This window comes from Kocuria sp. UBA1838 (genome assembly GCF_002338785.1).
Taxonomy (GTDB): Bacteria; Actinomycetota; Actinomycetes; order Actinomycetales; family Micrococcaceae; genus Kocuria; species Kocuria marina.
The window spans coordinates 41,415-64,174 of record NZ_DDIY01000018.1; the positions used below are offsets into that span (position 1 = coordinate 41,415).

Annotated in this window: 27 protein-coding genes, 1 tRNA gene and 1 pseudogene; 16 read left to right on the top strand and 13 right to left on the bottom strand. The window is 69.5% G+C overall.

All coding sequences use genetic code 11. The annotated features are described in order from the left end of the window. The first annotated feature begins 369 nt into the window (after positions 1–369). The 4 genes from B3I25_RS11110 to B3I25_RS11125 all read left to right on the top strand — a co-directional run bounded on the left by B3I25_RS11110 (position 370) and on the right by B3I25_RS11125 (position 2,939). On the top strand, positions 370–819 hold the full coding sequence (locus tag B3I25_RS11110) for an FAS1-like dehydratase domain-containing protein (protein ID WP_064845251.1): 450 nt from the start codon (positions 370–372) through the stop codon (positions 817–819). Next, complete coding sequence (locus tag B3I25_RS11115) at positions 816–1,298, top strand: MaoC family dehydratase (protein ID WP_270263571.1); 483 nt, start codon at positions 816–818, stop codon at positions 1,296–1,298. Before B3I25_RS11110 ends, B3I25_RS11115 begins: the two co-directional genes overlap by 4 nt. An 11-nt stretch (positions 1,299–1,309) precedes the next feature. Further along, positions 1,310–2,443, top strand: a complete 1,134-nt coding sequence (locus B3I25_RS11120) for a UDP-N-acetylmuramate dehydrogenase (protein WP_206478972.1) — start codon at positions 1,310–1,312, stop codon at positions 2,441–2,443. A gap of 88 nt (positions 2,444–2,531) precedes the next feature. Then, positions 2,532–2,939: a PGPGW domain-containing protein gene (locus B3I25_RS11125; protein ID WP_286739083.1), complete on the top strand. Its 408-nt coding sequence runs from the start codon at positions 2,532–2,534 to the stop codon at positions 2,937–2,939. A 67-nt stretch (positions 2,940–3,006) separates the two neighbouring features. On the opposite strand, the gene asd is transcribed toward B3I25_RS11125, so the two are convergent. The 7 genes from asd to B3I25_RS11160 form a co-directional block, all read right to left on the bottom strand. Then, positions 3,007–4,143 carry an aspartate-semialdehyde dehydrogenase gene (gene asd, locus B3I25_RS11130; protein WP_085108425.1) on the bottom strand — a complete coding sequence of 379 codons (1,137 nt, stop codon included), beginning with the start codon at positions 4,141–4,143 and terminating at the stop codon, positions 3,007–3,009. A gap of 27 nt (positions 4,144–4,170) precedes the next feature. After that, positions 4,171–4,515 carry a GNAT family N-acetyltransferase gene (locus B3I25_RS11135; protein WP_082943131.1) on the bottom strand — a complete coding sequence of 115 codons (345 nt, stop codon included), beginning with the start codon at positions 4,513–4,515 and terminating at the stop codon, positions 4,171–4,173. Between the two features lie 33 nt (positions 4,516–4,548). Continuing rightward, on the bottom strand, positions 4,549–5,295 hold the full coding sequence (locus B3I25_RS11140; RefSeq protein ID WP_286739091.1) for a dihydrofolate reductase: 747 nt from the start codon (positions 5,293–5,295) through the stop codon (positions 4,549–4,551). Continuing rightward, entirely contained in the window at positions 5,292–6,110 is an 819-nt protein-coding gene (locus tag B3I25_RS11145) for a thymidylate synthase (RefSeq protein ID WP_286739093.1), read from the bottom strand. The genes B3I25_RS11140 and B3I25_RS11145 overlap by 4 nt, the downstream gene beginning before the upstream one ends. A 137-nt stretch (positions 6,111–6,247) precedes the next feature. Beyond that, positions 6,248–7,198: an NUDIX hydrolase gene (locus tag B3I25_RS11150; RefSeq protein ID WP_064845244.1), complete on the bottom strand. Its 951-nt coding sequence runs from the start codon at positions 7,196–7,198 to the stop codon at positions 6,248–6,250. A 74-nt stretch (positions 7,199–7,272) separates the two neighbouring features. After that, a complete protein-coding gene (gene mshD, locus B3I25_RS11155; RefSeq protein WP_286739097.1) occupies positions 7,273–8,184 on the bottom strand; it encodes a mycothiol synthase in 912 nt (303 codons plus the stop codon). Between the two features lie 32 nt (positions 8,185–8,216). After that, the gene (locus B3I25_RS11160) at positions 8,217–8,906 is read right to left on the bottom strand and encodes a winged helix-turn-helix transcriptional regulator (protein ID WP_035960005.1); all 690 of its coding nucleotides are present in this window, start codon (positions 8,904–8,906) and stop codon (positions 8,217–8,219) included. 181 nt (positions 8,907–9,087) lie between these two features. On the opposite strand from B3I25_RS11160, the gene B3I25_RS11165 reads away from it, so the two are divergent. The 3 genes from B3I25_RS11165 (at position 9,088) to B3I25_RS11175 (ending at position 11,640) form a co-directional block, all read left to right on the top strand. Next, the gene (locus B3I25_RS11165; protein WP_206398546.1) at positions 9,088–9,696 is read left to right on the top strand and encodes a hypothetical protein; all 609 of its coding nucleotides are present in this window, start codon (positions 9,088–9,090) and stop codon (positions 9,694–9,696) included. A 115-nt stretch (positions 9,697–9,811) separates the two neighbouring features. Then, complete coding sequence (locus tag B3I25_RS11170; RefSeq protein WP_206478969.1) at positions 9,812–10,420, top strand: FABP family protein; 609 nt, start codon at positions 9,812–9,814, stop codon at positions 10,418–10,420. Beyond that, entirely contained in the window at positions 10,417–11,640 is a 1,224-nt protein-coding gene (locus B3I25_RS11175) for a YgfZ/GcvT domain-containing protein (RefSeq protein ID WP_286739102.1), read from the top strand. The genes B3I25_RS11170 and B3I25_RS11175 overlap by 4 nt, the downstream gene beginning before the upstream one ends. 72 nt (positions 11,641–11,712) lie before the next feature. On the opposite strand, the gene B3I25_RS11180 is transcribed toward B3I25_RS11175, so the two are convergent. Beyond that, entirely contained in the window at positions 11,713–12,744 is a 1,032-nt protein-coding gene (locus tag B3I25_RS11180; protein WP_085108437.1) for a 6-phosphofructokinase, read from the bottom strand. A gap of 204 nt (positions 12,745–12,948) precedes the next feature. Here B3I25_RS11180 and ppk2 point away from each other — a divergent pair, with 204 nt between their 5' ends. The 3 genes from ppk2 to B3I25_RS11195 all read left to right on the top strand — a co-directional run bounded on the left by ppk2 (position 12,949) and on the right by B3I25_RS11195 (position 14,832). Beyond that, complete coding sequence (gene ppk2, locus B3I25_RS11185) at positions 12,949–13,860, top strand: polyphosphate kinase 2 (RefSeq protein ID WP_172644385.1); 912 nt, start codon at positions 12,949–12,951, stop codon at positions 13,858–13,860. Positions 13,861–13,931: 71 nt separating this feature from the next. Then, positions 13,932–14,309, top strand: a complete 378-nt coding sequence (locus B3I25_RS11190) for a hypothetical protein (protein ID WP_286739104.1) — start codon at positions 13,932–13,934, stop codon at positions 14,307–14,309. A 124-nt stretch (positions 14,310–14,433) separates the two neighbouring features. Beyond that, the gene (locus B3I25_RS11195) at positions 14,434–14,832 is read left to right on the top strand and encodes a PepSY domain-containing protein (RefSeq protein WP_286739105.1); all 399 of its coding nucleotides are present in this window, start codon (positions 14,434–14,436) and stop codon (positions 14,830–14,832) included. On the opposite strand, the pseudogene B3I25_RS11200 reads toward B3I25_RS11195, so the two are convergent. From B3I25_RS11200 to B3I25_RS11210, 3 genes and pseudogenes are all read right to left on the bottom strand, one after another. Then, positions 14,812–14,982: pseudogene (locus B3I25_RS11200) on the bottom strand (IS110 family transposase); the annotation flags it as partial. The gene B3I25_RS11195 and the pseudogene B3I25_RS11200 sit on opposite strands and share 21 nt — an antisense overlap. A 242-nt stretch (positions 14,983–15,224) precedes the next feature. Next, positions 15,225–15,593 (bottom strand): hypothetical protein, encoded by a 369-nt coding sequence (locus B3I25_RS11205; RefSeq protein WP_286739106.1) that lies wholly within the window; start codon positions 15,591–15,593, stop codon positions 15,225–15,227. Next, entirely contained in the window at positions 15,590–16,810 is a 1,221-nt protein-coding gene (locus tag B3I25_RS11210; protein ID WP_186313787.1) for a pyridoxal phosphate-dependent aminotransferase, read from the bottom strand. The genes B3I25_RS11205 and B3I25_RS11210 overlap by 4 nt, the downstream gene beginning before the upstream one ends. 314 nt (positions 16,811–17,124) lie before the next feature. Here B3I25_RS11210 and B3I25_RS11215 point away from each other — a divergent pair. The 6 genes from B3I25_RS11215 (at position 17,125) to B3I25_RS11240 (ending at position 21,170) form a co-directional block, all read left to right on the top strand. Further along, a tRNA-Trp gene (locus B3I25_RS11215) sits at positions 17,125–17,197 on the top strand. A 63-nt stretch (positions 17,198–17,260) separates the two neighbouring features. Continuing rightward, positions 17,261–17,527, top strand: a complete 267-nt coding sequence (gene secE, locus B3I25_RS11220; protein WP_064845237.1) for a preprotein translocase subunit SecE — start codon at positions 17,261–17,263, stop codon at positions 17,525–17,527. A 45-nt stretch (positions 17,528–17,572) separates the two neighbouring features. Then, positions 17,573–18,445: a transcription termination/antitermination protein NusG gene (gene nusG / locus B3I25_RS11225; RefSeq protein ID WP_144931494.1), complete on the top strand. Its 873-nt coding sequence runs from the start codon at positions 17,573–17,575 to the stop codon at positions 18,443–18,445. A gap of 136 nt (positions 18,446–18,581) precedes the next feature. Next, positions 18,582–19,010, top strand: a complete 429-nt coding sequence (gene rplK, locus B3I25_RS11230; RefSeq protein WP_035959909.1) for a 50S ribosomal protein L11 — start codon at positions 18,582–18,584, stop codon at positions 19,008–19,010. A gap of 86 nt (positions 19,011–19,096) precedes the next feature. After that, entirely contained in the window at positions 19,097–19,807 is a 711-nt protein-coding gene (gene rplA, locus B3I25_RS11235; RefSeq protein WP_064845235.1) for a 50S ribosomal protein L1, read from the top strand. A 196-nt stretch (positions 19,808–20,003) separates the two neighbouring features. After that, entirely contained in the window at positions 20,004–21,170 is a 1,167-nt protein-coding gene (locus B3I25_RS11240; protein WP_064845234.1) for a GNAT family N-acetyltransferase, read from the top strand. 17 nt (positions 21,171–21,187) lie between these two features. Here the strand turns inward: B3I25_RS11240 and B3I25_RS11245 are convergent, their stop codons facing one another. Then, a complete protein-coding gene (locus tag B3I25_RS11245; protein ID WP_098055951.1) occupies positions 21,188–22,492 on the bottom strand; it encodes a molybdopterin molybdotransferase MoeA in 1,305 nt (434 codons plus the stop codon). Between the two features lie 4 nt (positions 22,493–22,496). Further along, entirely contained in the window at positions 22,497–22,760 is a 264-nt protein-coding gene (locus B3I25_RS11250) for a MoaD/ThiS family protein (RefSeq protein ID WP_064845233.1), read from the bottom strand.

The window sequence follows — 22,760 nt, forward strand, 5'->3', positions numbered from 1 at the left end:
GGGGTCGACAACTACCTCGCGGCACCCGAGGGGGTCGCAACCGGATCACCACGCTGTCTGTGGACGGCGTGGCATCGGACCGGGAGTCCGTGGTCTCCGGGCGCTACCCGCTCGGCCGTGAACTCTACGTCTACGTCTACGTCTCGCGCACCGCGCTCGATGAGAACCCCGCGGTGGAGGACTACGTCCGTCACCTGCTGGACCACGGCCCCTCGATCGTGCCGCGGGCGTTCTTCTACCCGCTGTCCGAGGACGCCTACGCGCAGGCCCGGGCGCGGCTGGACGAGCGCGTGCACGGCCCCGGTAGTTCGTGCGGGCCCGCTCGCCCAGTACTCTGGGAGAAATTCTTCCCAGCGATCGAGGAGAGTCATGGCCATATCCGCCGACGTAGTGGGCAGGACCTACCCGTCCATCCCCCCGTACCTCGTGGGCCGCGAGAAGATCCGCGAGTTCGCGAGCGCCGTCCACGCCACGGATGCCGCCCACCACGACGTCGCCGCGGCGCGCGCTGCCGGGTACGCGGACCTCGTGGCCCCGCCCACGTTCGCGATCATCGTGTCCCAGCGGGCCGACGCCGCCCTGGTCAACGATCCCGAGGCCGGGATCGACTTCTCGCGCGTAGTGCACGCGGACCAGCGGTTCACGCATCACCGCCCCGTGGTCGCCGGGGACGAGCTGACAGCCGCGGTCACGGTGGACAACGTGCGTCCCCTGGGATCCGGGGCCATGGTGACCTCTCGCGTGGAGATCACCACGGTGTCGGGGGAGAAGGTGGCGACCACCGTGTCGTCGTTGTTGGTACGCGGGGAGGACCAGTGAACATCACGTTCGACGAGCTCGAGAAGGGCCAGTTCATCGGGGAGCGCCGCGTGGAGGTCTCGCGCGCGGACCTGGTGCGTTATGCGGGCGCGTCTGGTGACTTCAACCCGATCCACTGGAACCAGGATTTCGCGCAGGGCGTGGGCTTGCCCAACGTGATCGCCCACGGGATGTTCACCATGGGTGCGGCCGTGGCGCTGGTGACCGAGTGGGCTGGCGATCCCGGCGCCGTGGTGGACTACCAGACCCGGTTCAGCAAGCCCGTGGTGGTCCCCAACGCGTTCGAGGACCGCGTGGTCCCGGGCACCGCGCTGACCGTGAGCGGGGTGATCGGAGTCGTGGATCCCGAGGCGCGTACGGTGCGCGTGGACCTCACCGTGACCGCTCCGGACCTCTCCGAACCGGACACGGATCCGGCCGAGGCCAAGGAGCTCAAGGTGCTCGTCAAGGCTCAGGCGGTTGTGCAGTTCCCGCACTAGAGTGGTGCCTCATGAACGCAGCACGCCTGTCCCACCTCACGACCACGGCCGTGGGGGGCCCCGCCGAGAAGGTCGTGGAGGTGACCACGGAAGTGGAACTCGTCGACGCGGTCTCCCACGCCGACGACGCCGGTGAGCGCGTGTTGATCGTGGGCGGCGGCTCCAACATCCTCGCCTCCGATCAGCCGTTCGCAGGAACCGTGGTGCACGTGGCCACGCGCGGGATCACGGTCACGGACGAGGACGGCTCGGCCGACCGCGACTCGGAGACGGCGCTCGTGGACGTCGCCGCGGGAGAGCCGTGGGAGGACACCGTTCGGGAGACGGTGCAGCGCGGGCTTGCCGGTCTGGAGACCCTGGCCGGGATCCCGGGCACCACGGGTGCCACGCCCGTGCAGAACGTGGGCGCGTACGGCGCGGAGGTCTCCCAGTGCATCGTGCGGGTGCGGGTGTGGGACCGGGAAGCCCGGAAGGAGCTCACGTTCGGTTTCGCGGACCTGGAATTCTCCTACCGTGACTCCCTGCTCAAGCGCAGCATGACTCACGGTTCACCGCGCTACGTGGTGTTGTCCGTGACGTTCCGCCTGCGCAGGCAGGAGCAGTCGATGCCCGTGCGCTACGCCCAGTTGGCCGCCGCTCTCGGGGTCGAGACGGGCCAGAGCGCACCGCTCGCGACCGTGAGGGACACCGTGCTGCGACTGCGAGCGGGCAAGGGCATGGTCCTGGACCCCGAGGACAGGGACACGTTCAGCACTGGGTCCTTCTTCACCAATCCGGTGGTCCCGGAGGACGAACTCACGGATCGGATCCCCGCGGACGCCCCCCGCTACCCGGTCCTGGACGCCACGGGACAGGAGGTTCCCGGCGCGGTGAAATTCTCCGCGGCGTGGTTGATCGACCACGCCGGTTTCGGCAAGGGATTCGGGCTGCTGGGCACCCGAAACGAGCTGTTGGACCTGGACGGCGGGGAGGTCGCCGGAGGACGCGCGGCGCTGTCCGGCAAGCACACGCTGGCCATGACGAACCGGGGCACCGCTTCCGGGGAGGACGTCGCCGCCGTCGCGAGCACGGTACAGCGCGGCGTGGAACAGGTCTTCGGCGTACGACTGGCCCCCGAGCCCGTGCTGATCGGGCTGTCGCTCTGACGAGCGCGACCCATGGGACGAACGGAGCAGTCGTGATGATCGGGGCGAGCGGCGCCGGCGCGTCGCACCACCTGAGTGGGACGCGCGCATGAGTTCCGAGCTGCACGAGGAGATCGAGCGCGGCGAACGCGGGGGCCGGGTGCACCGGGCGGTGCTGCGGCTGCGCGCGTGGTCCGAGCGCCACCCCGTGCTGCGGGTCCTGCACAAGGCCACCGTGATCGTGCTCGGCGGGGTGTTCGTGCTCGCGGGGATCGTGATGCTCGTGACGCCCGGGCCCGGGTGGCTTGCGATCTTCCTGGGGCTGGGGATCTGGAGCACCGAGTTCGAATGGGCCCACCGGCTGAATCAGCGGATCAAGCAAGTCGCGCTGCGTGCGTGGCGGTGGTGGGCCAACATCATGGCGCAGTGGCGCTACCGGCGTGCCCAGGACAAGCCCCACACCATGGTGCAGGGGCCGCGGCACATGCGGGCCACGACCCCTGATGATCCTCGCTAGGTCCGGGAACCCCACCAAACGCGCGGATCAACGCGCGCACCGAAACGCCCGGATCAGAACCTCATGATCAGAGGGTTCCCGTGGCGATCTTGAGCATGCGCCGCACGGGCTCCGCCGCGCCCCACAGCAACTGGTCGCCCACGGTGAACGCGGAGATGTACTGCGGACCCATGGACATGGTGCGGATACGACCCACCGGGATCTGCAGGGACCCGGAGGCGGCCACCGGCGTGAGGTCCCGCATGGAGTCCTCCTTGGTGTTGGGCACCACGGTGGCCCATTCGTTGTCCGCGTCCAGCAAGCGCTCGATCTCCGCGACGGGGACCTCCTCGCGCAGCTTGACGGTCAGCGCCTGGGAGTGGGAACGCATCGCGGCGATCCGCACGCACAACCCGTCCACCGGGATGGTCCGGTCCCCGGAGCGGCCCAGGATCTTGTTGGTCTCCGCCTCGGCCTTCCACTCCTCGCGGGACTGGCCGTTACCCAGATCGGCGTCGATCCAGGGGATCAGGGACCCGGACAGCGGGACCCCGAACTGGGTGGTGTCCAGCTCACCGCCGCGCTGCTTGGCGAGCACGGCGCGGTCGATCTCCAGGATTGCGGAGGCGGGATCCGCCAACGGGTCGGCGACGCTCGCGTGGATGTCCCCGAACTGCTGGATGACCTCGCGCATGTGGCGCGCACCGCCGCCGGAAGCGGCCTGGTACGTCATGGACGTGGCCCATTCCACGAGCTCGTTGCGGAACAGCCCGCCCAGCCCCATGAGCATGCACGAGACGGTGCAGTTGCCTCCCACGAAGTCCTTGACGCCGCGGTCCAGGGCGGCGTCGATGACGTCCCGGTTGACGGGGTCCAGCACGATCACGGCGTCGTCGTTCATGCGCAGCGTGGAGGCGGCGTCGATCCAGATGCCGTCCCAGCCGTTCTTGCGCAGCTCACTGTGCACGGCCTTGGTGTAGTCCCCGCCCTGGGTCGTGACCAGGATGGGCAACTTGGAGAGTGCCTCGAGATCGTGGGCGTCCTGCAGCACACCAGGATCCCCGGCGCTCCCGACCGAGGGGGCCGGACCCCCCGCATTGGAGGTGGAGAAGAACACGGGATCGAGCTGGGCGAAATCGTTCTCGGCGCGCAGGCGGTCCATGAGCACGGAGCCCACCATGCCGCGCCATCCGATGAAACCTACGGCGGCGGGTTGTGAAGTCATGCCCCCCAGTCTAGCGAGGCACCGTGTTCAGCCCCGAGTCCGCGGGTCCGGGGTGGTGGCCAGCAGCTCCCGGTAGGACGGGAAGCGACGCATGTAGTCCTGGATGTAACTGCACGTGACCCGGACCTTGAGGCCGCGCTGCCGGTAGTCGTCCAGCACGCGCGTGACCAGTGTCCGCGCGTATCCGCGGCGGCCGAAGGCCTCCGAGATGATCGTGTGCTGCAGGTCCACGGTGCCGTCCTCGAGCACCTCCACGCCCAGGAACCCGATGTACTGCTCCCCGTCCCACAATTCGTAACGTGAAGCGTCGTGGTTGGGGACGACCTTCAGGTCTGGGCTGTTGTTGATCTGCGGTGTGGGTTCAGTCGTCACGGTGGGGACCTCCATCTCGAGCTGTGTGTCCCATCACGCTATCCCATCGCCCCTGGTCACGGTCCCGGTCGCGGCACCGCGCGTGTATTCGTCGATCCGGTAACGGACCCCCTTGGCGGACTCGGCCCAGCCCGCGACCTCGCGCCGCGCCCACTCGTCGTCGAGGTGTGGGGCGTGGGTGTCGCCGGTGACGTCCAGCTCGATGGTGGTCACGAGCGCCCGGGTCAGGGGCAGCGGAGCGTACGCGGCGGCCTCGCGCCACACCCCCGGGCCGCCGATCACCCAGATCTCGCGCGCGGTCCCCGGCACGAGGGATGGCCCGTCCGAGGATGCAGCGTCGGTGCGCGACGAGGTCCCGGCGGGCGCGGCGTTATCGGCGCCGGGGGCCGGGGGCAGCAGGCGCAGCGCGAGGGCCACGGCGGCGTCGTACGAGTCCACGGCCCACACCCGCGAACCGTCCGCGGGCACCGAGTCCGGACGGGAGGTGATCACGATGTTGGGCCGCCCCGGCAGGGGCCGGAAACGCTCCGGGAAGGACTCCCACGTGCGCCGACCCATGATCACCGGGTGCCCCACGGTGGTGCGGGAGAAGAACCTCAGGTCCTCGGGCACGTGCCACGGGATGCTGCCGTCCGCCCCGATCACGCCGTCCGGGGACTGCGCCCAGATCCCGCCCACGGCGACGTTGCTCCCGCCGTTCGGGCGCCGCTCACCCTTTGCGGGAGCCACGATCGCGGCGAGTGCGTCCGAGCCTCGCCCGTTCACGACGTCCCCGTTCATACCGCCACCGGGGCCTTGATACCGGGGTGGTGCTGGTAGTCGAGCACCTCGAAGTCCTCGAACTCGTAGTCGAAGATCGACTCCGGGTGCCGGCGCAACTGCAACCGGGGGTACGGGTAGGGCTCACGCGCGAGCTGGGTGCGCACCTGCTCCAAATGGTTGGAGTAGATGTGGCAGTCACCCCCGGTCCACACGAACTCACCCGGGACCAGATCGCACTGCTGCGCGATCATCACGGTGAGCAGCGCGTAGGACGCGATGTTGAACGGCACGCCCAGGAACAGGTCCGCCGAACGCTGGTACAGCTGGCAGCTCAGGGCGTCCGGACCGTCCTCGCGCGGCTGCACGTAGAACTGGAATAGCGCGTGGCACGGGGGTAGCGCCATCCGGTCCACCTCCGCGGGGTTCCACGCGGTGACCATGTGCCGGCGCGAGTCCGGAGTGGTGCGGATGGACTCGACTACGCGGGCAATCTGGTCGATCGTCTCCCCATGCCCGGCGGGCCAGCTGCGCCACTGCACGCCGTAGACGGGCCCCAGGTCCCCGTTCTCATCCGCCCACTCGTCCCAGATGCTCACCCCGCGCTCCTGCAGCCAGCGCACGTTGGAGGAGCCAGAGAGGAACCACAGCAGTTCGAGCGCCACCGAGCGGAAGTGCACGCGCTTGGTGGTCAGCAGGGGGAAGGAGCCGCCCAGGTCGTAGCGGATCTGGCGTCCGAAAACCGACAGCGTCCCCGTGCCGGTGCGGTCCGTCTTGGGGGTCCCGTTCTCGAGCACGTCCCGCAGGAGGTCCTCGTAGGGAGTGGGGATGGGCATGGGTCTCCTCTCACGACGCCGCTGCGGCGGCCTCCGCGCGGCGCGCACCTCACGAACGGTCGGGGCGCGCCCGGGTGGGGACAGCGGCGTCGGCGTGGGCATGAACGCGGGCCGGGGGCCCGGCGGTCGGGGTGGTGTCAGTCGTCGAACGGGGAAATGATCTCGAAGCCCACGGCGCGGGCGCTCTGCGAGGCCCGGGGCATGTGCAGCACGATCATCTGACCGGGGCTCAGGTACGGGTCCGCGTCCGGCAGTTGCGCTGCGAGCGCGGGCGGCAGGTGCTTGGCGAGCACCTTCAACACGGTGGGCAGCACGGGGCGGTGGGTGCACAGCACCACGGGACGCTCGGTGTCGAAGAGCTGCTCGGTGACCTGGGCCGCGCGCTTGGGATGGCGCTTGTGGGCGGCCTCCGTCAGCTGTGAGCGCTCCTTGACCTTGATCCCGTACTTCTTGGCGTAGGGCACCACGGTGGAGATGCAGCGCAACCACGGGGACGTCACCACGCGCTTCGGTTGCCACGCGGCGAGCAACCGGGTCACGGCGAGCGCCTGACGCTTGCCCGTGGCGGCGAGCGGGCGGTCCCCCTCGGCGCGCTGCCAGGAGGAACGCGGCTTGGCCTTGGCGTGGCGGATCACGATCACGGGGCGGGTGGCCAGGGAGGCCCGCGCGTACAGGCGGGCGAGTTCGTCCAGGGGAGCGGTGTCGTCCTCGTTGGTCAGGATCGAGCGGGCCCGGGCCACGGGCAACCAGCTCATCCGGTCCACCTCGTCGTCCTCCGGGGACGTGTGGGCGAAGGGGGAGACCTCCGCGGCCCAGTAGCGCACGAGCTTGTCATGACCGCGGACGGTGTACTCGGTGTCCGCGAGGTGGACCCCCAGGGTGATGTGCAACCCCGTCTCCTCGCGCAGCTCGCGCACGGCCGTCTCCGGCAGCGTCTCGCCGTCGTCCTGCTTGCCCTTGGGCCAGGACCAGTCGTCGTAGCGGGGGCGGTGGATGACCAACACCTGGAGTTCGCCGTCCACCACCCGCCAGCACACACAGCCGGCGGCGAGGATGTCGTACTTACTCAGGGTCTTGTTCTTCGCCATGACCTGCTCTCCGTAGTCGGACGCTCGACTCGACCGCGCGGCGCGGGCGGGGTTCGGTAACGATCGTAGCCGTCTCAGCTGCGGTACATGACGTCCACGTGCCAGCGCTCGAAGCCCAGGGATTCGTACAGCGCCACGGCCGCGGGGTTGTCCGCGTCCACGTACAGCATGACCTCGTCCAGCCCCTGTTCGGCCAGGTGGTTGATGCCCGCCGCGGTCAGGGCGCGGCCGAGTCCGTGGCCCTGGTGGTCCGGGGCGATCCCCACGGCGTAGACCTCACCGATGGCCGCGGCGTCCCCCGAGGCCGGGTGCACCTTGGTCCAGTGGAAGCCCGCGACGTCGTCCGGGTCGTCCGCGGCGACCGCGAGCAGGAAACCCCGGGGATCGAACCACGACTCGTTCTCGCGTTCCTGCAGATCGGCGAGCGTCATGCGGCCCTGTTCGGGGTGCTTGGCAAACGCCGCGGCGTTGACCCGCAACCACGACTGCTCGTCCCGGCCCACCTCGAACGCCCGGATCTCGAGATGTTCCGGTAGGTCCACGGGCAGGGGGACGTCCTCGGCGCCGGCCACGGCGCGCTTGAGCTGGTAGAGGTCCCGCACGGCCTCGAGGCCGTGGAGCTCGGCGAGGCGTTGCGCGGCCACGTGGTTGCCGTGGGCCCAGGCCTCCACGGTGCCGTCCAGCTGAGCGCGCAGCTGCCCCGCGATCGCCGTGGCCACACCCCGGTTGCGGTGCTCGGGGTCCACCACGAGCTCCACCGTGTACGTGGACGCGCGATCCGGCTGCGGCACGACCACCGCGGCACCCACGAGGCGCTCGCCGTCGGTGGCCGCGACGCACGTGACCCCCGCACGGCCGGAGCGCACGTCCACGAGGGTCTGGTCGGAGAACGGCGGTTCGCCGTCCGCGGCGTGGGCGCGCTCGGCGAGCGCCACGAGATCGTCGGGGAACGGGATATCCTCGTGGGCGGTCACGGTCACGGACATGGGATGCCTCCTCGGTGGGTTATGGCGCGCGATCAGGGCGTCTGGTCCCTGCCCGCGGTGTAGCTGTACCCCACGTTACGCACCGTGGTGATCAGGTGCTCGTGATCCGCACCCAGTTTGGCTCGCAGCCGACGGATGTGGACGTCCACCGTGCGCGTCCCGCCGTAGTAGTCGTAGCCCCACACCTCGGAGAGCAACTGGTGGCGCGTGAACACCCTGCCTGCGTGCTGGGCCAGGAACTTCAACAGCTCGAATTCCTTGAACGTGAGGTTCAGGGCCCGCCCGCCCAGTTTCACGGTGTAGGAGTTCTCGTCGATCACCACGGCCCCGGCGCGGATCACGGCGTCGTCGTTCTCGAGCGCGTTCGTCCCGGCGTCTGCGAGCGCGAGGCGCAACCGCGCCTCGATCTCGGCGGGTCCCGCGGTGTGCAGCAGGACGTCGCTCACGCACCATGACGGCGCCACGGCCGCCATCCCGCCTTCGGTCACCGTCACGAGCACGGGCAGCGGGCGTTCGAGCCCGGACAGGGAGACGGCAGTGTTGCGCGCCGTCACGAGGTTGCGGGTGCCGTCCACGATCACCACGTCCGGGCGCGCGGACCCGGTCAGTGCACTGCTCTCGTCCGGGGCGTGCACCCGCACCCGGTGCGGCAGCAGCTCGAGCGCGGGCAGGGCAGACTCCACGGCGGGGGAGGCGGTGCTGAGCAGGGCGATGTGGGTCACTGTGGGATCCGCTCGGACGCGAGGTGACCGCTCCCGCGCGGGCACGGCCGATGACCGGGCCAGTATAGGCGGGCCCCGTGGACGTGCGGGGGTACACGTGACCCGCCGCGAGGCCCGCGCCGGTTACGCTGAAACGGGTACGCACCACACCGCCCGCCCTCGGCCCCGAAGGAACCCCACCATGAAGTACGCGCGCATCATCGTCGCCGCCGCGGTGGCGCTCGTCCTCGCGCTCACGGCGGGCGTGATCGGCTCGTGGGCGCCGCTGTTCGTGTCCGTGGCCATGGCCGTGACGATCGGTGTGGGGTGGCCCGCCGCCGCGGGGATCCAGGCGCGGCGCCGGCACAACGTGCTCATCGCGGTGGCCGGCACCCTCGCGTGCCTGCTCGTACAACTCGTCCCGTCCCAGCGCCTCGTGTGGTTGCCCGCGATCATCGGTGTGTCCTTCATGGCCGTGTGCGTGGCCGAACTCGTGCGGGGGGAGGGTGCCAAGTACCGTCTGGAATCCGCGCTGGCCTCCGCGACGGGGGTCCTGGCCGCGGTTGCCGCCTCGGGGTGGATTGCGTTCTCCCGCGTGGCCCACGACCAGGGACTGAGCAGGTGGCTCACCGTCGCGGGCGTGGGCGCCCCGCTGACCATCATCCTGGTGGTCGCCGGTGCCCGCGTGATCTCCGCGGCCCCCGAGAACCTGCGCCGCAGGGGCATGATCACGCTCGGTGTCACACCCGTGGCACTGTTCGGTATGGTGGCCGTTTTCGCGACCCAGCTACTGGCCGCCGTGGTAGCGTGAAGCCATGCTTGCTCTCGAAATCTTCTACCTCGTCCTGCTCGGCCTCGCGGGCCTGTGCATCCTCGGAATCTCCTTGAAGGTCGTGTTCAGCCTCTTCAAGGGCCAGCTGTAACTCGTGCCCGTCGAGATCCCCACGGACCTGACCCCCGAACTCGTTCCCTTCGCATGGCTGTTGGGCACGTGGGAGGGCAACGGCTTCATGGGATACGGCGACGCCGAACAGCGTGCCTTCCGGCAACGCGTCACGTTCGCACAGACCGGCTTACCGTTCATGATCTACCGCGCGCAGACCACGCTGCTCAACGAAGAGGGCGAACCCCAGCGCGAGGCCACGTACGAACAAGGGTTCTGGGAGCTCGCCCGTCCTCGTGAGGACGGCGACATCGGACCCGGGATGCTCCCGCCGGACCCCGTGCCCGTGCTCAAGTCCGCACAGGACGTCGAGGACCTGCGCAACGCGGACGGCGGCTTCGACATCTCCGTGACGATCGCCCAGCCCGGCGGCGTCGCCGAGCTGTACCTGGGCCAGATCAAGGGCCCGCGCGTGGACCTCAGCACGGACGCCGTGATCCGCGCCCGCGGTGCCAAGGAGTACGTCTCCGGGACCCGGCTCTACGGGCTCGTCAACAACCACCTCATGTGGGCGTGGGACATGGCCGCGCAGGGCCACGAACTCGCTACGCACGCTTCCGCCGAACTGAGCAAGGTCGAACCCCAGAAGTGACTGACACCGCACCCTCATACTCCTCCGTCCTGTTGCACCGCCACGGTGCCGTGACCGCGGAAGCGCTGGACGAGGGGGTCGCGGCGCACTACGGCGCCCCCGTGCACGAACAGCGCGCCCTGGCCCGGGGGAGGGCCGTGGTGGACCAGTCCCAGCGCGGCGTCGTGACCGTGAGTGGCCCCGATCGACTGAGCTGGCTCACCACCTTGTCGTCGCAGGTGCTCACCGGACTGACCCCGGGAGTCAGTACCGAAACCCTCTTCCTGAGCATCCAGGGCCGCGTGGAATTCGCTCCGCACGTGGTTGACGATGGCGGGACCACGTGGTTGATCACCGAGGCCCGGGAGGCCGCAGGGCTCGCCGACTGGCTGACCACCATGCGCTTCGCCCTGCGGGTGGAGATCGAGGACGTCAGTGACCGCTGGGCGGTGCTCGTCGCCACGCGGGACCTTCGTGAGCTGCTTTCCGCCCAGACCAACCCCGTGCTGGTGTGGCATGACCCGTGGCCGGGCGTCGGCGCGGGCGGTCACGCCTACGCCGTGACCGAGGACCACCCGGGTGCCGCGCGCTCGTGGTACGAACACCTGATTCCGCTCGCGTCGTTGGAGACCGCGGTCGCGGCTCTCGAGGAACAGGGGTACTCGCTCGCCGGTTCGTGGGCCGCGGAGGCCCTGCGGATCGAGGCCTGGCGGCCGCGCTGGGGCGCGGACACGGACGAGAAGACCATTCCGCACGAACTGGACTGGATGCGCACCGCCGTGCACCTGGCCAAGGGCTGCTACAAGGGCCAGGAGACCGTGGCCCGCGTGCACAACCTGGGCCACCCGCCGCGCCGGCTCACGTTCCTGGACCTGGACGGTTCCCAGCACACGCTCCCGGGCCCCGGGGCCACGGTCGAGCTGAACGGCAAGGTCGTGGGTCGCGTGACCGCGGCCCAGTTGCACCACGAGGCCGGCCCCATCGCGCTCGCCGTGCTCAAACGCTCGGTCGCCCCGGACGCGGTGCTCACCGTGCGGGACACCGTCGTGCAGGGCTCGGAGGAGGCCGCATCGAACGGCAACGGCGCGTCCGACGACGCCGCGGGCGGCACGTCCGCGGACGCACCCGCCGAACAGTGGGCCGCCGCCCAGACCGTGGTGGTCCCCCCGGATGCCGGGTCCGTGGTGGGCCGGGCCCAGGGGCTCATGCGCGGTCCGCGCGGCGGTGGAATGCGGCTCTGACCTAACACGACTGACATGTGGTGACGCCCCGTTCCCCTCGGAGGGGAACGGGGCGTCACCACGAGTCGGGGCTCAGCGACCGAACAGCACCTTGGCCTCGTCGTAGCGGTCCTGCGGTACCACCTTGAGCCCGTCGAGCGCCTCGGAGAAGTCCACGCGCACCACGTCCGTGCCGCGCAGCGCGCACATCTTGCCCCACTGCTTCTCGGTGGCCATCCCCACGGCGGCGATCCCCAGTCGCGTGGCCAGGACACGGTCGAAGCCGGTGGGCGCGCCGCCGCGCTGGATGTGACCCAGGATCGTGTTGCGGGTCTCGATGCCGGTGTTCTCCTCGATCTCCCGCGTCACGAAGTCCCCGATGCCCCCCAGCCGCGGGCGCCCGGACGCCTCGGTGCCCTTGCCCGCGATGGCCTCCTCGCGGTCGTCGGGGATGAAGCCCTCCGCCACGACAACGAGCGGTGAGCGGCCACGCTCGTGGACCTCACGGACCCACTCGGAAACCTGCTCCATGGACTCCCGGAATTCGGGGATCAGGATGGCGTGCGCGCCGGCGGCCATGCCGGAGTGCAGCGCGATCCAGCCCACGTGGCGGCCCATGACCTCCGCGACCATGCACCGGTGATGCGATTCGCCGGTGGTGCGCAGCCGGTCCATCGCATCCGTTGCGATCGAGACCGCGGTGTCGAAACCGAACGTGAAGTCGGTGGCCTGCAGGTCGTTGTCGATGGTCTTGGGCACGCCCACCACGGGCAGCCCCGCATCCGCGAGCCGCTTGGCGCCGGCCAGGGTGCCTTCGCCGCCGATCGCGACCACGGCGTCGATCCCGTGACGCTCCAGGACCTTGGCGATGTTCTCGGGACCGCCCTGGGGGCCGTCGAAGGGGTTGGTGCGCGAGGTGCCCAGGATGGTCCCGCCCTGGCGCGCGAGGCCGCGTACGCTTTGCCGCGGCAGGTCGATGATGTCCCCTTCGACGACGCCGCGCCAGCCGTCCCGGAAGCCCACGAACTCGTGATCGAAGGATTTGATGCCGTGCAACACCGCGCCGCGGATCACCGCGTTGAGTCCGGGGCAGTCCCCGCCGCTGGTCATGAGCCCGATTCGCATGTGTGCCTCAGTTCCCCTCTGTCGTGTCGTGTCGTTGTGCCCTTTCCATCCTAGTGACGCGCGCTCGGCGTTGCCCGGGACACCGGATGAACGGATGCGCGGCACATGGTGGGTCCCGTCCACCCGTGGTTAATGTGGACAACTAAGATCGGGGGAGGATCTGTGAACACGCCGTTCGCGATGTCAGGCCACCAGGAGGACGTTATGACCGCCCAGCAAGAACCGGCCCGGGAGAACCTGCGCGAGTTCATCGACAAGCTCGTGGACCAGGGGTACACCGTGCGGGACGGGCAGTCCCCGGACCCCGATCTGATCGACCCGGGTGGAAGCGCGGTGGAGACGTGGCGTGAGGGGTACCCGTACGACGAGCGGATGTCCCGCGAGGACTATGAGCTCGAGAAGTACCAGTTGCAGATCGAACTGTTGAAGTTCCAGTACTGGGGTCAGGACAACGACCTCAAACACGTGATCGTGTTCGAGGGCCGGGACGCCGCGGGCAAGGGCGGGACCATCAAGCGTTTCACCGAGCACCTCAACCCCCGCGCCGCCCGCGTGGTGGCCCTGAACAAGCCCTCGGACCGCGAGCAGGGCCAGTGGTACTTCCAGCGCTACATCCAGCACCTGCCCACCAACGGTGAGATCGTGCTGTTCGACCGCTCGTGGTACAACCGCGGCAACGTGGAGCGCGTGATGGGCTTCTGCACGGACGAGCAGTACGAGAGCTTCATGCTGCAGGCGCCCGTGTTCGAGAAGATGCTCGTGGACTCGGGGATCCACCTGACCAAGTTCTGGTTCTCGGTGACGCAGCACGAGCAGCGCACGCGCTTTGCGATCCGCCAGATCGACCCGGTGCGCCGCTGGAAGCTCTCGCCCATGGACCTCGCGTCCCTGGACCGCTGGGAGGACTACACCGTGGCCAAGGAGGAGACCTTCCGCCGCACGGACACGGACCACGCCCCGTGGATCACCATCAAGTCCAACGACAAGAAGCGCGCCCGCCTCAACGCCATGCGCTTCTTCCTCAACCAGTTCGACTACGAGGACAAGGACACCTCCGTGGTGTACCCGCCAGACCCGCTGATCGTGCGCCGCGGCCGCGACGCCGTGGACGACTGATACCCGGCTCCTCCCACCGTCCCCCGGAAGCGTCCATGGTTGGTTCCACCCCCGTGAGCCGCCCGGCCTGATTGATTCGAGGCTGGGCGGCCGCTGGCGTATCCACCCTGTGCGCGGCCACGTCCCACTACGCGGTGGACCCGAACCCGCCGAACGTGGCCCTCCTGGCGTTGACCCTCTCGATCGTGGGGCTCGTGTGCGTGCTTCTCGCCGGGCGGCGTCTCGGCGCCGTACGAACCGCGTGTGCCGTGGCGCTGAGCCAGGTGCTCTTCCACGCGCCGTTCTCGCTGGGCGGTCATGCTGCGGGGCCGTCCTCCCACGTGATCGGGACGGCCCACGCCCAGGGTCACGCCCTGCGCCCCGTCCCCCTGGCCTACCCCCTGCCCCCGCGCGCGTGGTCACCCGTGCGCATCATCTCCCCACGCGGACCGCCGGCTCTCTCCGTCTGAGCCGCTTTCCTTTCGAGCACACCCCGGGCACTCACCTGCGGGGTGTCCTCACCACATGCCGTCGAGAGGTACTTCATCATGTCCGCAACACGGAACGCACCGTCGTCCGAACGTGCCTGCGAGGGTGCGCGCCCCTCCCACGCCTGGTTCATGGCCCTGCTGCAAAGACTGCACTCTGCCGCTGCGCACCACGATCGACCGGTTGCGCCGGGACCTGCTGGTGGGTGAGCCCGGGCGGCTCTACAGCGAACTCGCGGCCTCGTGGCTGGGTGTCATGGCCGTGAGCAGGATCGTGCTCGTGGTGCTGCACCGACGCCGCGTGGGGCGGGGCCGCTGCGCCCGGGTCACCCTGGTCCCGCGTCCGGGGGAGGCCAATACGTATCGCCGGACTCGGTCGTGCCACACGGCCACGGGCGTGTGGCTGGCCCTCGATTTCCTGTTTCTCGCGTCGTCGGGACTCACGTGGTCCGCGCACGCGGGGGGGGTGCCTCTATGGTTTTCGTCAAGCAGCCAGGGCCACTGATGACGCGGTCTGAGGGTCGGTGGGGTCTTGGTAGAGGGTGCCGTCACGCAGCATCGCGAACAGGACGTCGGTCCGCCGGCGGGCCAGGGCGATGATTGCCTGGTTGTGGCGTTTGCCCTGGGCGCGTTTCCGGTCGTAGTAGGCCCGCGACGGGGCGTGGTGGATCTCGCGGTCGCCGTCGTCCCACAACGCCGCTCGGCCCGGGAATCCGCGCACTGATCATTCGTGCGGACGGTGCTCCCCGAACGGGCCGCGCCGTCTGAACGGATGTCGTTCCCCGCACGAACAGCGCCCCTGAACGAGCAGCACCCCCGACAGCGGTCATCCGCCATCGGGGGTGCGTGCGCCGGGGAGGGTGCGTGCGCGGTGAAGGGTGCGTCCGCGCGGGGGCCTCAGGCGGCCTTGCCCCGAAAGTTGTGCCGGTCCACGAGCGCCCACGACGCCGCGGCGTTGACAGCGGCCACGGTGAACACCGAGGGCCACGCGCCGATCTTCTTGGCCAGCGGGTGGGACAGTCCGAACCCGGCGAGGTACAGCACGCTCAGGCCCGCGGTCGTGGCGGGTCCCGCGGAGCGATACCACGTGCGCCCGGCGACCACGCCCTTCGCGAGCAGGACCGCGCCGCCCAGGGCGCGCACCCCCGTGAAACGGGCCACCGCGTAACCGCCGATCAGTCCGCCGGCCACCACAGCCGAGCTGGGCAGGGCCACGGCGGAGGGCAGCAACTCGTCCAGCTCGTGCAAGGTCTCTTTGACGCTCATTCGGTGCCTCCCAGGAAGTTCTGCAGACGGGACAGGCCCTCGGCGAGATCGTCATCGCCCAGGGCGTAGGACAGGCGCAGGTACCCGGACGGGCCGAAGGCCTCACCCGGGACCACTGCCACCTCGGCCTTCTCGAGGATCAGTTCCGCGAGCTCCGCGCTCGTGGTGGGCGTGACGCCCGCGAACTCGCGGCCCAACAACGCCGTGATGTCTGGGTACGCGTAGAACGCACCGGTGGGGGTGGGGCACACCACGCCGTCGATCGCGTTGAGCCCGTCCACGATCGTGCGACGACGCCGGTCGAAGGCCTCGCGCATGCGCTCCACCTGGTCCATGGGCCCGTTCAGGGCGGCCAAGGCCGCGCGCTGGGCCACGTTGTTCACGTTGGAACTCAGATGCGACTGCAGGTTGGTCGCGGCCTTCACGACGTCTGCGGGACCAACCAGCCAGCCCACACGCCACCCGGTCATCGCGTAGGTCTTGGCCACGCCGTTGAGCAGGATGAGGTTCTCGTGCAGCTCGGGTACGGCGCGGGCCATGGAGGTGAACTCCACGTCGTCGTACGTGAGGTGCTGGTAAATCTCGTCGCTGATTACGAAGATGCCCTTGGCCGCGGCCCATTCACCCACGGCCCGGGTCTCCTCGGCGGTGTAGACCGCACCCGTGGGGTTGGAGGGCGAGCAGAACAACAGGGCCTTGGTGTGCTCCGTGTATGCGGCCTCAAGTTGTTCGGGCGTGACCTTGTACTCCTGGTCCGCACCCGCGAAGACCTCCACGGGGTTGCCGCCGGCCAGTCGGATGGCTTCAGGGTAGGTGGTCCAATATGGGGCGGGCAGCAGGACGTCGTCGCCGTCGTCCACGACCGTCTGGAACGCCTGGTACACGGCCTGCTTGCCGCCGTTGGTCACGAGCACCTGGGAGGGCTCCACGGCCCATCCGCTGTCGCGCTGCGTGGCTTGCGCGATCGCTGAACGCAGCTCGGGCAGTCCCGCGGCGGGGGAGTAGCGGAAGTTCTTGGGGTCCTGGAGGGCCTCGGCGGCGGCATCCACGATGTAGTCGGGGGTCGCGAAGTCCGGTTCACCCGCGCCGAAGCCGATCACCGGCCGCCCCTCGGCCTTGAGGGCCTTGGCCTTGGCGTCCACGGCGAGGGTCGCGGACTCCGCGATCGCCGAGATCCGATGCGAGATGCGCTGCTGCGCTGGTGACATGGTGATCATTTCTCCTGGGCTGACTGGGCTGCTTGGACTGACCGGGTCGTCCCGGCGAGCGGGCCTCTCACTGGCCCGCGCACGAATCCGTACGGGAACCTGACGGGCCCGGGGTCCGACCGGGGACGCGGACACCGCTCCCAGCTTAGGTGGCCGGACCCTTGCTTTGCACGGGACGCGGCGGGCGCGTACCATGGTCTGTTGGTGCCGCCACCAGTGCGGTGCGCTCTGCCCCGGGATGGACTCCCGACGGCGGGATGATGGGCCGATGATAGGCTCGGGCACCGGATTTCGTGTCGCGCACGGCTGCGGCACGGTGTCGAAGGGCAGTGGCGCAATTGGTAGCGCAGCGGTCTCCAAAACCGCAGGTTGCAGGTTCGAGTCCTGTCTGCCCTGCTTCAGGACCCACAACGGCACGCACACCACCGCCGAGAAGTTGCTTCACGCAGGGGAGAGCCGATGTCGCACACCGTCACAGGACAGACCCCGGGTCAACCTGCCGGTTCCGATCACAAACGTGGGATCTTCGGCCGGATCTGGCTGTTTATCCGTCAGGTCGTGGGAGAACTCAAGAAGGTCGTCGCCCCGTCCCGCCGGGAACTGGTCAACTTCGTCCTGGTCGTGCTGGCGTTCGTGGCGTTCATGATGGTGTTGATCTCCCTGTTGGACCTGGGCTTCGGTCAGGTGGCCATCTGGCTGTTCGGGAACGGCGACCAGGCCCAGTAAGTCCTTCCACCACTTCCAGACGTCCACAGAAAGCAGGAATCCCCGGTGACCGATCACGAGCTCGATAACGACGACACCCAGCCCGCTCAGTTCGACTCCCTGATGGCGGACGCTGCGCGGGACGAGTCGGCGCAGAGCACGTCCGAGACCACCGAGACCACGGATCCGCAGCAGGACTCCGACGAGCGCACCGTGCAGGAAGCCGACCTCGACGCCGCCGAGGGTAACGGCGAGGCTGTGCCCGTCCCCACCGAGGACGCCGCGGCCACGGCGGAAGCCGCCGAGGACGACGTCGACCCCGCGGTGGAATTTAAGGCCAAGCTGCGCCGCCAAGAGGGCGACTGGTTCGTGATCCACACGTACGCGGGGTACGAGAACCGTGTGAAGACCAACCTCGAGACCCGCATCCAGTCCCTCAACATGGAAGAGGACATCTTCCAGATCGAGGTGCCCATGGAAGAGGTCGTGGAGATCAAGAACTCGCAGCGCAAGACCGTGCGCCGCGTGCGGATCCCCGGGTACGTGCTCGTGCGCATGAACCTCACGGATGCCTCCTGGGGCGCTGTGCGCCACACCCCGGGTGTCACGGGCTTCGTGGGCCAGGACGCCTACAACCCGGTGCCGCTGCGCCTGGACGAGGTCTTCGACATGCTCGCCCCCACGTTCGAGACCCCCGAAAAGGCCAAGGGCCTGGGCGAGACCGCCGGTTCCGGCGCGGGTGCCCAGGGTGGCGCCCAGCAGGTCACCGTGGACTTCGAGGTCGGCGAGTCCGTGATCGTGAAGGAGGGCCCCTTCGAGACCCTCCCGGCCACGATCTCCGAGATCAAGGTGGAATCCCAGCAGCTCGTGGTACTGGTGTCCATCTTCGAACGCGAGACCCCCGTGACCCTCGGTTTCGACCAGGTCACCAAGATCTAGTCCCATCAGGTTTCGGAATCCGGCCTCGGATGTGCTTTGGTCCGGGGTGTTTCCGTTCGGTCGCCGCGCCACGGCGACCACTCGCCGTCGTACGCTCCTGTGCGGCGGTACGCACAGCTAGAAGAAGGACCATCACATGGCTCCCAAGAAGAAGGTCGCAGGCCTGATCAAGCTGCAGATCCAGGCGGGCGCCGCCAACCCGGCTCCCCCGGTGGGTCCCGCGCTGGGTCAGCACGGCGTCAACATCATGGAATTCTGCAAGGCCTATAACGCGGCCACGGAATCCCAGCGCGGCAACATCGTACCGGTCGAGATCACCGTGTACGAGGACCGCTCGTTCACGTTCGTAACCAAGACCCCGCCGGCCGCGCAGCTGATCAAGAAGGCCGCCGGCGTCGCCAAGGGCTCCGGTGTCCCACACACCAATAAGGTCGGGAAGATCACCATGGACCAGGTCCGTGAGATCGCCGAGACCAAGAAGGAAGACCTCAACGCCAACGACGTCGAGGCCGCCGCGAAGATCATCGCCGGCACCGCCCGTTCCATGGGCATCGAGGTCAACTGAGCTCTTCCGAGCTCGTACCGAAGACAACCATCGTGGCAGGGCCGAGCGCGGCCCGCTGACCACAACTGCACAAGGAGAACAAGCAGATGGCACAGCGCAGCAAGGCATACCGGGCAGCTGCCGAGAAGATCGAGGCGGGCAAGTTCTACGCTCCCGCCGAGGCGGTCGCCCTGGCCAAGGAACTGGCCGAGAACAGCAAGTCCGATTCCACCGTCGAGGTGTCCATGCGCCTCGGTGTGGATCCCCGCAAGGCGGACCAGATGGTCCGCGGCACCGTGAACCTGCCCAACGGCACGGGCAAGACCGCCCGCGTGGTCGTGTTCGCAACCGGTGACAAGGCCGCCGCGGCCGAGGCCGCCGGTGCGGACTTCGTGGGTTCCGACGACCTGATCGCCAAGGTCCAGGGCGGTTGGACCGATTTCGACGCCGCCGTGGCCACCCCGGACATGATGGGCAAGGTGGGCCGCCTGGGCAAGATCCTGGGTCCCCGTAACCTCATGCCGAACCCCAAGACCGGCACCGTGACGATGGACGTGGCCAAGGCCGTGTCCGACATCAAGGGCGGTAAGATCGACTTCCGCGTGGACAAGCACTCCAACCTGCACTTCATCATCGGCAAGGCGTCCTTCGACGCCCAGAAGCTGGCCGAGAACTACGGTGCCGCGCTGGAAGAGGTGCTTCGTCTGAAGCCGGCCGCGTCCAAGGGCCGTTACATCACCAAGGCTACCGTGGCCACCACGTTCGGCCCGGGCATCCCTGTGGACCCGAGCGCCACCGAGGTCACCACCCAGGCGTGATCGCGGGTACGTAACGAGGGAACGCTCGCATTCCCTGCCGTCGAGGGAAGGGTCCGTGCCGTCACCGGCCGGACCCTTCTTTCGTGGGACGATGGAAACACCGTTACGAATTCTTGATGTACTTGAGGCCGGGTTCCGTGGACGGGGCCCGTCGCCCGGGTGCCGTCCCGGCCGGGCGGCGCGGAAGGAGATCACTGTGACGGAGCCGTCACCGGTACGCATCGAATTGTTGTGCATCCCCGACACCTTCGATGACGAGGCGCAGCGGGTCCTGGGGCGCGTGGCCGCGCTCGTGCAGTCCTCCCGGCGACACGTGTGGGGCACCGGTCAGCTCAGCAACGGCGCCCACGACATCTTCCGGGACCTGCACGACCCCTACGAGCGCGTGAACGTCCTGTGCGCGTACTTCGACGACCGTCTCGTGGGGCGCGCCGAGGTGCGGATGCCCCTGATCACGGACACCGACATGGCGCAGATCGCGGTGGACGTGGCCCCGGACGAGACCTCCGAGGGGATCGGGCGCGCTCTTCTGAGTGCTGCGGAGCAACTTGCGCGGGGTGAGTCCCGCCGGTTCATCCGCCTCGTGACCGAGCACCCCGCGTCCGAGGCGCGCGATCCCTCCGGCCCCGGGGACGGCAGCGCGGACGGCACGGCCGACGGCGGTGCGAGCCCCGTGGCTCCCGTCCCATGGCTCGACGCCGCCGATGGTTCCGGGCGCCTGCCCGCGAGCCACCGCCAGACCCGCTTCGCCCAGCACGCCGGGTACACCCTGCGCACGGTCAGCAGTTTCGCGCTCCTGCCCGTGCCGCTGGACGAACAGCGCGCCGCGCGCATCCACGAATCCCTCGAGGCCGTGCCCTTCGCGGACCACTACCGCCTGCACACGTGGGTGGGGGAGGCCCCGGACGAGCTCCTGGCCCCGCTCGCGCAGCTGCACGCCAAGATCCCCACGGACTCGTTCGTGCGCCCGATCGTGGCGGACCCGGACCCGTGGGACAGCGCGCGGGTGCGCCGCACGGAACAGCTGCGTCAGGAGGACGGCGACCGGTCCCTGATGGCCGTGATCCAGGACGTGCGCACGAGCGAGCTCGTGGGGATGACCGAACTGATCCTCGCGCAGCACCGCCCGGCCCTGGCCCTGCAGGACGAGACCCTCGTGGTGCGCACCCACCGCGGGCACCGGTTGGGGATGCGGCTCAAGCTCGCCAACCTCGAGCAGCTCGCGAACGTGGCCCCCGAGGTCCGGACCGTGTACTCGTGGACCCACAGCGGCAACGACCGGATGAACTGGGTCAACGCCCAGCTAGGCTTCCGGGACGCCGGTCAGTCCGCGATCTGGGAGCAGGACTTCAGCATCCACTGACCGCCGGGGCCGGTCACTCACCACGGCAGGGGCAGCACCACGGTCTCCTGTCCGCGGGCCAGCCCGTCCCGGGGCACGGACAGCAGCCCTTGCGCCGCGGCGAGTCCGCGCACCATGTTGGAGCCCACCGCGCGGCACGGCACCCAGCCGTCCTCGTGCCGCCGGGCCGGTAGCAATCGTTCGGAGCGGGCGTCGGCCAGATCCTCCCCGGCAATCGCGGGGGCGAAAGGTTGGGCATCGCGGCCCAGGTGGCCGGCCAGGAACGCCCCACCCAGCAGCAGGAACGCCACCATGGCGCCCAGGGGATTGCCGGGCAGCGCGAGCACGGCGGTGTCCCGCGCGGCTGCGAACAATGTGGGGTGACCGGGCATGAGGTCCAGCTGGTCCACGAGCACGTGGCACTCGTCCTGCACCAGGGGACGCACGAAGTCCGCGTGCGAGCGGGACGTGCCACCCGTGGTGACCACGAGGTCGTGCTCGGCACTCAGTTCGCGGAGCAGGCAACGCAGCGCCGCGGCGTCGTCGGGACCGCGGCTCACCGTGACCGTGCGCCCGCCGAAGGCCTTCACCATGGGCGGCAGGGACATGCTGAACGCATCGCGCACGTACCCGGGAGCCGGGAGCCCGCTGGTGCGCACCTCGGAACCCGTGAGCAGCAGGGCCACGCGCGGGACGGTACACACGGGCACGTCGTCCCGTCCGGCCACGGCCAGGAACGCCGCGTGCGCGGGGGAGAGCACGGCGCCCGCCCGCACCACGGTCTCGCCCTCGGCGCATTCCGTTCCGGCCGGGCGAATGTGCCTGCCCGCGAGTTCCGTGCGCGGGCTGCCGGGGGACAGCTCAAGGAGCTCGCCGCGGCGGGTTGCGAATTCCTCGCGGATGACCGTGGTGGTGCTGTCCGGGATCACGCCGCCCGTGACCACGGGGACGGCCGTGCCGGGCGCAAGCGTGACCGCGGACGCGGCACTCGGCAGCGGCGCGGACGGCGCAGCGCCGTCGGCCAGGTGATCATCCAGTCGCCGTCCGTCGGATGCCCCCGCACGGGAGCCCGGGGCGACGACGCGCCACGGTCCCGGTCCGTGGACCGCGTACCCGTCCATCGCGCTCGAGGCGTAGTGCGGGACGGAACATGCCGCGCGGACGTCGTGGGCCGCGGTGCGACCCGCCGCCCGGTCCAGGGGGACGATCTCGATCGCGCCGCCGGGCCGGGAGTCCGCGAGCACCGAACCGGCCCGGTGTGCGAGGGTCCGGGCGGCGTCACGCGCCGCGTGGTGCAGGGGTTCGAGACCGCTACTCCACGCGGGTGGGGTAGGACCAGGCATCCGATCAGCCCCCCGCGAAGGGCGGGAGGACGTCCACCGTGGCGGCCGGGGCCAGCGGGGACTCCTGGTCCCGGGCGGCCACACCGTCCACGAGCCACGAGCATTGCGGCAACACCTGGGCCAACGTGCGTTCGCCCGGTGGGGCCACGGGGTGCAGGGTGACCAACAGTTGCTGCAGCTCGGAGCGGGTCAGCGCCGTGGTGGTCTCCACGTGCTCTTCCTCTGTCCCGGCCGCGGCAGCGGCCGCCGCGAAATAACGCACGAGCAC